This window comes from Chelatococcus sp. YT9, assembly GCF_018398315.1.
GTDB lineage: Bacteria > Pseudomonadota > Alphaproteobacteria > Rhizobiales > Beijerinckiaceae > Chelatococcus.
In genome coordinates, this window is sequence record NZ_JAHBRW010000004.1 from 36,479 (window position 1) to 42,771 (window position 6,293).

At 60.6% G+C, this 6,293-nt stretch carries 13 protein-coding genes and 1 pseudogene; 11 read left to right on the plus strand and 3 right to left on the minus strand.

Going from position 1 to position 6,293, the window contains the following annotated elements:
* Window positions 1-272: 272 nt before the first annotated feature.
* The 11 genes and pseudogenes from KIO76_RS30540 to KIO76_RS30590 all read left to right on the plus strand — a co-directional run bounded on the left by KIO76_RS30540 (window position 273) and on the right by KIO76_RS30590 (window position 4,943).
* The gene (locus KIO76_RS30540; RefSeq protein WP_291977407.1) at window positions 273-449 is read left to right on the plus strand and encodes a ribbon-helix-helix protein, CopG family; all 177 of its coding nucleotides are present in this window, start codon (window positions 273-275) and stop codon (window positions 447-449) included.
* Window positions 450-645: 196 nt separating this feature from the next.
* Window positions 646-1,521, plus strand: coding sequence for a helix-turn-helix domain-containing protein (locus KIO76_RS30545; RefSeq protein ID WP_213327451.1), 876 nt, complete (start codon window positions 646-648; stop codon window positions 1,519-1,521).
* 295 nt (window positions 1,522-1,816) lie between these two features.
* Entirely contained in the window at window positions 1,817-2,470 is a 654-nt protein-coding gene (locus KIO76_RS30550) for an AAA family ATPase (protein WP_213327452.1), read from the plus strand.
* A gap of 8 nt (window positions 2,471-2,478) precedes the next feature.
* Window positions 2,479-2,769, plus strand: a complete 291-nt coding sequence (locus KIO76_RS30555; RefSeq protein ID WP_249730268.1) for a hypothetical protein — start codon at window positions 2,479-2,481, stop codon at window positions 2,767-2,769.
* Between the two features lie 112 nt (window positions 2,770-2,881).
* Complete coding sequence (locus KIO76_RS30560; protein ID WP_213327454.1) at window positions 2,882-3,160, plus strand: type II toxin-antitoxin system ParD family antitoxin; 279 nt, start codon at window positions 2,882-2,884, stop codon at window positions 3,158-3,160.
* A 4-nt stretch (window positions 3,161-3,164) separates the two neighbouring features.
* Window positions 3,165-3,506, plus strand: a complete 342-nt coding sequence (locus tag KIO76_RS30565; RefSeq protein ID WP_213327455.1) for a type II toxin-antitoxin system RelE/ParE family toxin — start codon at window positions 3,165-3,167, stop codon at window positions 3,504-3,506.
* Window positions 3,487-3,849, plus strand: a complete 363-nt coding sequence (locus tag KIO76_RS30570) for a helix-turn-helix domain-containing protein (protein ID WP_249730269.1) — start codon at window positions 3,487-3,489, stop codon at window positions 3,847-3,849. The genes KIO76_RS30565 and KIO76_RS30570 overlap by 20 nt, the downstream gene beginning before the upstream one ends.
* Window positions 3,850-4,119: 270 nt before the next feature.
* Window positions 4,120-4,221 (plus strand): annotated as a pseudogene (locus tag KIO76_RS30575) (type II toxin-antitoxin system ParD family antitoxin); the annotation flags it as partial.
* Between the two features lies 1 nt (window position 4,222).
* Window positions 4,223-4,399: a hypothetical protein gene (locus KIO76_RS30580; RefSeq protein ID WP_213327456.1), complete on the plus strand. Its 177-nt coding sequence runs from the start codon at window positions 4,223-4,225 to the stop codon at window positions 4,397-4,399.
* 14 nt (window positions 4,400-4,413) lie between these two features.
* The gene (locus KIO76_RS30585) at window positions 4,414-4,641 is read left to right on the plus strand and encodes a hypothetical protein (RefSeq protein WP_213327457.1); all 228 of its coding nucleotides are present in this window, start codon (window positions 4,414-4,416) and stop codon (window positions 4,639-4,641) included.
* A gap of 11 nt (window positions 4,642-4,652) precedes the next feature.
* Window positions 4,653-4,943, plus strand: a complete 291-nt coding sequence (locus tag KIO76_RS30590; RefSeq protein ID WP_213327458.1) for a helix-turn-helix domain-containing protein — start codon at window positions 4,653-4,655, stop codon at window positions 4,941-4,943.
* A gap of 56 nt (window positions 4,944-4,999) precedes the next feature.
* On the opposite strand, the gene KIO76_RS30595 is transcribed toward KIO76_RS30590, so the two are convergent.
* From KIO76_RS30595 to KIO76_RS30605, 3 genes are all read right to left on the minus strand, one after another.
* Window positions 5,000-5,425: a type II toxin-antitoxin system VapC family toxin gene (locus tag KIO76_RS30595; protein ID WP_213327459.1), complete on the minus strand. Its 426-nt coding sequence runs from the start codon at window positions 5,423-5,425 to the stop codon at window positions 5,000-5,002.
* Window positions 5,422-5,679 carry a FitA-like ribbon-helix-helix domain-containing protein gene (locus tag KIO76_RS30600; RefSeq protein WP_213327460.1) on the minus strand — a complete coding sequence of 86 codons (258 nt, stop codon included), beginning with the start codon at window positions 5,677-5,679 and terminating at the stop codon, window positions 5,422-5,424. Before KIO76_RS30600 ends, KIO76_RS30595 begins: the two co-directional genes overlap by 4 nt.
* Before the next feature lie 140 nt (window positions 5,680-5,819).
* Window positions 5,820-6,209: a hypothetical protein gene (locus KIO76_RS30605; protein ID WP_213327461.1), complete on the minus strand. Its 390-nt coding sequence runs from the start codon at window positions 6,207-6,209 to the stop codon at window positions 5,820-5,822.
* Window positions 6,210-6,293: the final 84 nt, after the last annotated feature.

The following is a 6,293-nucleotide window of genomic DNA, read 5'->3' on the forward strand; positions in this document are numbered from 1 at the left end:
CGAATTCATATTCGAGAATAACGATGTCTTTGATCACTGTAGTCGCGAAGAAGGGGTCGTTTGCGGGAGGGGGCTGATGGTTACATGCTTACAGGAAAGCATGTTTATCTTGCCTGCCCGAGTCGCGCCGAGATCGTGAGCCGGCAGCGCCGGCGGGAAGGACCCAAACCGCGCAATTTCAGCGGCTTGGATTCAAGGGGTTGTAGAATCACCGAGAATCGGTGTTTCCTGTAACAATGGCTCGCGCAGAACGACCACCTACCCGCGAACGAGTGTCCGCCCATCGGGAGCGGTTGCGGGCGGCTGGCCGCATCTATGTGAACACCGATCTTCCCGCCGATCTGGTCGCACGACTTGACCGGATCAAGGAGGAACGGGGCGTGGCATCCCGCGCGCCCATCATCGAGGAAGCCCTGAGGTTACTTATCGAAAAGCAGCAAGGGGCATAACGGCAAAACGCCCGACCGTTGGCGCGGTCGAGCGTTTTATAGGCCGTCAGACACACCGTAGATCGGAGGCCAACGTGTTCTCCCCCTTATCTACGCTAGAGCACTCCAATCCGCAAGATTGATTCTTGCAGGAACGGGAAAGCCGTGCCTGCCGTCCACAGTCGTCATGTCCTCCGAATAGAAGGACGAGAGGCATATGTTGAGGACGCAAATCGCGGCCGCGATTGGCTGCGCGCGCGCAAACGCGCTAGATGAAATCATGCGAGAAATCTGGACCCGGCACGGCGCGGGCCAACTTTCCGACGACGAGGCCGGGGAACTATCCACCCTAGCCCATGAGCGCAGGGCAGCGCTCAGGGGATCGGGACAGGGAGCATTCAGCCTGGTCATGCCCCCTCCCCCGGCGCGCTGCCCGACGCCGGTTCGCCGGGATAGCCATTTCAAGGGCCGCTCCGAGGTCCGCATATGGCGGCCGACCAACCGGCAGGAGGTGCAGAAGGTGCTTTTGGCCGCCAAACGCTACGAGCTGGCCGAGCGCCAGAAGGGCGAGCGCGCCGGCCCGCTCGGATCGGTGGCGATCGAGGTGCTGGAGTTTTTCGTGAACCTGGTCGATTTCCGCACCGGCCGGCTGGAACCGTCGATCGACACCATCATGGGGAAGGTGCGGCGCTCGCGTGACGCCGTGGTGCGGGCGTTGAAGGCGCTGCGCGCACATGGCTTTCTCGACTGGCTGCGGCGCTACGAGCCGACCGGCCGCGAAGGATCAGGCCCCCAGGTGCAGCAGGCGAGCAACGCCTACCGGCTGTCCCTGCCGGAAAGGGCGCTGCGGCTTCTCGGGCGCTTCGGCAAGGCCCCTCCCCCGCCCGACGACCATGTTGCCGCCCAGACCGCGCGGGCGGCCGAGCTGGACGCCTACAGGAAGGCCCTGCCCCTCGATGAGCTGGCGCTGTTCGAGGCGGGCGATACGGCGCTAGGCCGGGCACTCGCAGCCCTTGGAAAGTCGTTGCAGGAGCGTGAGTCCGCCAAGCAGACTGAATCCCCATCTCAATCTATTATTGCTATGCAAACATAAGCGGACGCCGCTGTTCGGGCCGCTTTCGCGGCCCTGCGGCGGTTCCGGTCCGCTTATAGGGCGGACCGGGAACGGCACCCTCACCACCAAACCCGCAACGCTGGCGCCTGCGGCCAACGTCGCATGGGCTTTCGAGAGGGAGGCGGGGGCGAGGCTGGTGCTCTCTTGTGCAGGTGTGCACAATTGCAATTTCCGTCAATTGTTTGTTTTCGATTGACCGGAAGCGAGGCGATATGACATTGTTCGCTCCTGCAATTGTGCACAAGGGAGCGTTTGCAAAAATGCGGTATTGCACATGAAAACCGTAGCTATCGCCATGCAGAAGGGCGGCGTCGGAAAATCGACGCTCGCAAAAGCCCTTGGCGTTGCAGGCGTGAAAGCCGGCCTCAATGTCCTCGTGCTGGATATGGACTCGCAGCAATCAACGACGCAATGGGCCGAGCGCCGCAATGACGCCCTGCCCGTCGTTCGGTTCGCGACCGAGATCGACTTGCCGAAGCGTTTGAAGCAGGCGGAGGAAGCTGGATGCCACCTTGTCGTCATCGACACACCACCCGCCAGAAGCACCGAGGCCCCCGCCGCCGTCGAATATTGCGATTTGGTGCTGGTGCCGTGCGCGCCCGACATTGAGGCATACGAGCAGCTTCCCAGGACCGCGCGCCTTGCGCGCGCCAGCGACAAGCCGGCAGCCGCCGTGTTGACGATGGCGCAGCCGAACAGCCGCGCCGAGGAAGAGATTGCCCGCCAGGTGTTCGAGACGGTCAAGCTGCCGATGGTTCCAGCCGTGATCCATCGATTCAAGGTACACCGGGATGCGAGCCGGGAAGGCGTGACCGCGTGCGAGTTGGAGCCGGAAGGGAAGGCGGCTGCCGAGCTTCAGGCTCTTTGGGATTGGGTTTGTGCAGAACTGCAATTGAACACAAATGCAGTCGTGCACAAGAGAGCGTGAGGAACGATATGGCGAAGACGAAGGCAACCGCACAGGATTTCCTGTCGAAGATGAAGCTTCCGGAGCAAGAGGACGGCGAATCCGCCGCGAGCGCCGTCGAGGCGGCGAAGATCGAGCAGCGCCGCACGGTCGGCAGGACTGGCCTCAAACATATCGGCGGCTATTTCGACCGTGACACCGTTGAGAAGGTGGCGCTTCTGCGGGCGCGTCTCGACCTCGACAATTCGCAGCTCATCAAGCGCGCCATTGACGAGCTTTACAGCAGGGAAGGGGCTGCTCGAAAATTTGGGGATCGGTAGTGCATTTGTGCACAAGTGCACTATTGCATATATAAATGATCGTTGTTTCTGGTCGTCTTGTTTGGTGGTAGTGTTTAATCCTATTGAGTGCGATCAATGACGGGAGATTCCCATGCGCAGCACACAACAGTTGAGCGTTACGTTGCCGAACGAAATGGCTCAGATGGTCAAGAATAAGGTGTCGTCCGGTGAGTATGCCAGCGACAGCGAGGTTATCCGCGACGGGCTGCGCGCCTTGGTGGCGCGCGATAAAGCAGTTGAGGGCTGGCTACGTACGGAAGTTGCGGCCTCCTATGACGAAATGAAGGCGGACCCGTCGAAGGGGCGAACGCCCGAACAGGTGTTGGCGTCGCTGAAGGCCGAAACCAAGCGTCAGGAGAGGGCACGGTAAGGGCATGACGCATCGCGTGATCTTCTCGCCCAGGACAGAAGCGCAGCTCGTGAAGCTGCACAAGGACATTGGCGACAAATCAGCGCCGGTGATCGGCGAGCGATACACGACGGCTATATACCAATATTGCCTTGGCTTCTCGACGTTCCCACATCGGGGCGCACGGCGTGACGACATTCGGCCTGGTCTGCGGACAGTCGGATACCGTCGCCGCGTGACGATCGCGTTCGAGGTTGAGACCGACACCGTAGTCATTCACGGCGTCTATTATGGCGGCCAGGATTACGAGGCGGATTTGCGGGAAGGGGATTTGACGGAGATCGAGGATGACGACGACGAATCCTAGCCGCCTTATGGAAAAACGGATCGTTGAGGGTGTCGAGGTTCATCGCGGCTCCGGCAACGTCTATGCCGATCTTGGCTTGCCTGATGCCGATAAGCTCCTGGTGAAATCCGGCCTGACAATCGAGATTAGAAAGGCGATGCGTATTCTTGGGTTGAGCCAGCAGGAGGCCGCGATACGCATGGGCATCCCAGAGCCGAAGGTGTCGGGGATGATGCGTGGCGATTTCACCAGCCTGTCCGAGTGCAAGCTCATGGACTGCTTGAATCGCCTTGGCTACGACATCGAAATCACCGTGAGGCCGGCCGCCGATCCGGTCGGCCATTTGACGCTGGCGGTTGCGTGACCACGGCGGCGCATGACGATTGGTTCGGGAGCAGATCGAGGCTGCTATAAAGGAGGCCGACAACCCTGCTACCGAATGGACACCCCACGCGGTTATCAAGCAGGATATTGCACGGCAGCGGGCCGAGCTGTTGGCCCGTATCGAGAGTGAGAGGGATCGGGCATGACGACAAAGACCAGTCGCCTTGCCCGCGAGATCGCGAAAATGGCAGACGCACAGCGCCGCCTCGGGATCATGGATGAGGCGACGTCGTAGCGTCTTGGAGCGGAGGCATTGGAAGCCGCCTTGATTGCGGGCGAAGAATCCGGGGAACCGGAGCCGTTTGATAACGAAGCGTTCAAAGCCGAAATGCGCGCTGAATGTGGACGCTGAAATGTCAGAGCATGACGAGGCCCTTGAAACTTGGCTGCGCACTGAGGGCGTTGCCGCCTATGACGAGCTGAAGGCCGATCCGAGCCGGGGCCTAAGTGTCGAACAGGTTCGACGACGCCTTGCCGATGAGCGCAAGCGTATGGAATCGAGCCGGAAAGCCGATGGCCGGGAAGGATAGCTTGAGAGGCAGACATGGCCCGTTCGAAGCGGAAAAATCCCGGCTGCGGATATTCGATGGCGGAAAGCGATAAGCCGTTCAAGCAGCGGGAACACCGGCGCGAGCGCGCGGCCGTGCGCAATACCGACCTAACGATAGACGACGCACCGTCCAGCCGTGCTTTCGGGAATCCGTGTCACGGTGAAAAAGACGGCAAACAGTGGTTTGACCCACTCCGCAATCCCAAAGAAATGCGGAAATAGGATAGCCGAATATGCCGGCCACAAAGACTCGCCGCCTTGGGATCATGGACGAGGCGAGCAGCAAGAAGATCACGATGCGGCACTTTCGGGGAAAGTCCTTTCCGAACGAAACGCCGATGACGGGTGCGGAGGTGCGAGCTGTGCGCGAACAGGAGCAGCTTAGTCAGGTCGCGTTCGGTCGCTATCTCAATATGACGCCCGACTATGTGTCGCGCCTTGAATGCGGCGAGGTGCAGGCCAAAGGTCCGGCGCTGGCTTTGCTGCACGTCATTCGTCGGCACGGCATTGAGGTGTTGCATTAGAAATCATGATTTCCTGCAATCATGTAAGCGTGCAAACAGCCGGCCCCGGCCGTCCCTTATGGCTCGGCTTCCCACGGATTGATGGTGTTCAGCTCCGCCGCTTGGAAAGGGCTGGTGTCGCGCGTTGCGACCACCAAGCTATGAACGGCGGCGGTGGCGGCGATATAGCCATCTGCCTTGCCGATAGCTTTTCCTCTTGCCCTCGCTCTCGCCATCAAGTCGGAATAGGCTTGAGAGGCTTCCAGATCGAAAGGCAGCACGCGGCCTGCGAAGGCCGGCAAAACCTCATGTTCTAACCGTTCCTGGTAGATCGAGCGGCGCTTGCCTTCAGGCATCGTCGCAAGGCCATAACGCAGCTCGGCCACCGTGATGGTGGACAGATAGAGCGTTTCAACGGCCTGTGCGTCGATCCACGTCAGCACGTTGGGATTCGGCTCGATCTTCCACAGCTCGGAAATGACGTTGGTGTCGAGGATAATCACTCGAACCTCATCGGCTCGGCCGGCGTCTTGTCGCGGAGCTGGTTGAAATGCTCGGCCTCGGCATCTGTCAGGCCCCCGGCCTCGCGTGCGATGGACGCTAGCAACGAACCGAGCTTGATCCGCTCGGGCGGCCGGGCGGCGGATTCCAGAATCTCGCGGATTTCTGCCTCGGTACTACGGCCATGGTGGGCGGCACGCACGCGAAGCGCGCGATGTACCGCATCAGGCAAATTTCTTACGGTTACAGTCGCCATGCTATCCTTCCTTATTTCTAGCAGTCAATGACTGCATTTTATATAGGATGATATCATCTCGCAAGCATCCAGGCCATAAACCCGCCCCCGGCCGTCCCTACGGCCCTAGATGATGAGAGCGGGCCGGCCGGGGGCTGGCGTCAGCGCCGGGGCCGCTTTTCCCATATGGCGGGTTCGGGCAGGGGTTCTTTTCGCTTCTCGCGCAACCGCTTCAACATTTCCTCGCCCGAAATCCCCGGCCGTGGATCGTCGGCGGCGGCCTGGATTCTGTGCTTGAACAGTTCCCGGCGCAGATCGGCATGGGGTTCCAGCTCCTCATGCTCGCCCAGGATCACGAACACGGCTTCGGACGGGTCGAGGAATTTTCCCTGTTCAATCCTGTCGAGCAGCCACAGGGCCAGCTCGGGCGGCAAATAGGCTTCAAACCGCAAGCCGCCCTTGGCGGCCTGGTCGCGGAGCCGTTTGGCTTGCTCGACGGCATGGGCTTCGTCGGCGGGATCGGGCCATATGGGCGCGTCGTCATCGTTCATCGCATCATCCTTCATGCCGGATCGAACAGCCCTTTGAACTCAGGATCAGCGTAATAGGCGAGCTTGCCGGCGACGATCGGCCGT

Coding starts and splice junctions, on each gene's coding strand:
- KIO76_RS30545 (WP_213327451.1), top strand. CDS start 646: ATGTTGAGGACGCAAATCGCGGCCGCGATTGGCTGCGCGCGCGCAAAC.
- KIO76_RS30550 (WP_213327452.1), top strand. CDS start 1,817: ATGAAAACCGTAGCTATCGCCATGCAGAAGGGCGGCGTCGGAAAATCG.
- KIO76_RS30555 (WP_249730268.1), top strand. CDS start 2,479: ATGGCGAAGACGAAGGCAACCGCACAGGATTTCCTGTCGAAGATGAAG.
- KIO76_RS30560 (WP_213327454.1), top strand. CDS start 2,882: ATGCGCAGCACACAACAGTTGAGCGTTACGTTGCCGAACGAAATGGCT.
- KIO76_RS30565 (WP_213327455.1), top strand. CDS start 3,165: ATGACGCATCGCGTGATCTTCTCGCCCAGGACAGAAGCGCAGCTCGTG.
- KIO76_RS30570 (WP_249730269.1), top strand. CDS start 3,487: ATGACGACGACGAATCCTAGCCGCCTTATGGAAAAACGGATCGTTGAG.
- KIO76_RS30580 (WP_213327456.1), top strand. CDS start 4,223: ATGTCAGAGCATGACGAGGCCCTTGAAACTTGGCTGCGCACTGAGGGC.
- KIO76_RS30585 (WP_213327457.1), top strand. CDS start 4,414: ATGGCCCGTTCGAAGCGGAAAAATCCCGGCTGCGGATATTCGATGGCG.
- KIO76_RS30590 (WP_213327458.1), top strand. CDS start 4,653: ATGCCGGCCACAAAGACTCGCCGCCTTGGGATCATGGACGAGGCGAGC.
- KIO76_RS30600 (WP_213327460.1), bottom strand. CDS start 5,679: ATGGCGACTGTAACCGTAAGAAATTTGCCTGATGCGGTACATCGCGCG.
- KIO76_RS30605 (WP_213327461.1), bottom strand. CDS start 6,209: ATGAACGATGACGACGCGCCCATATGGCCCGATCCCGCCGACGAAGCC.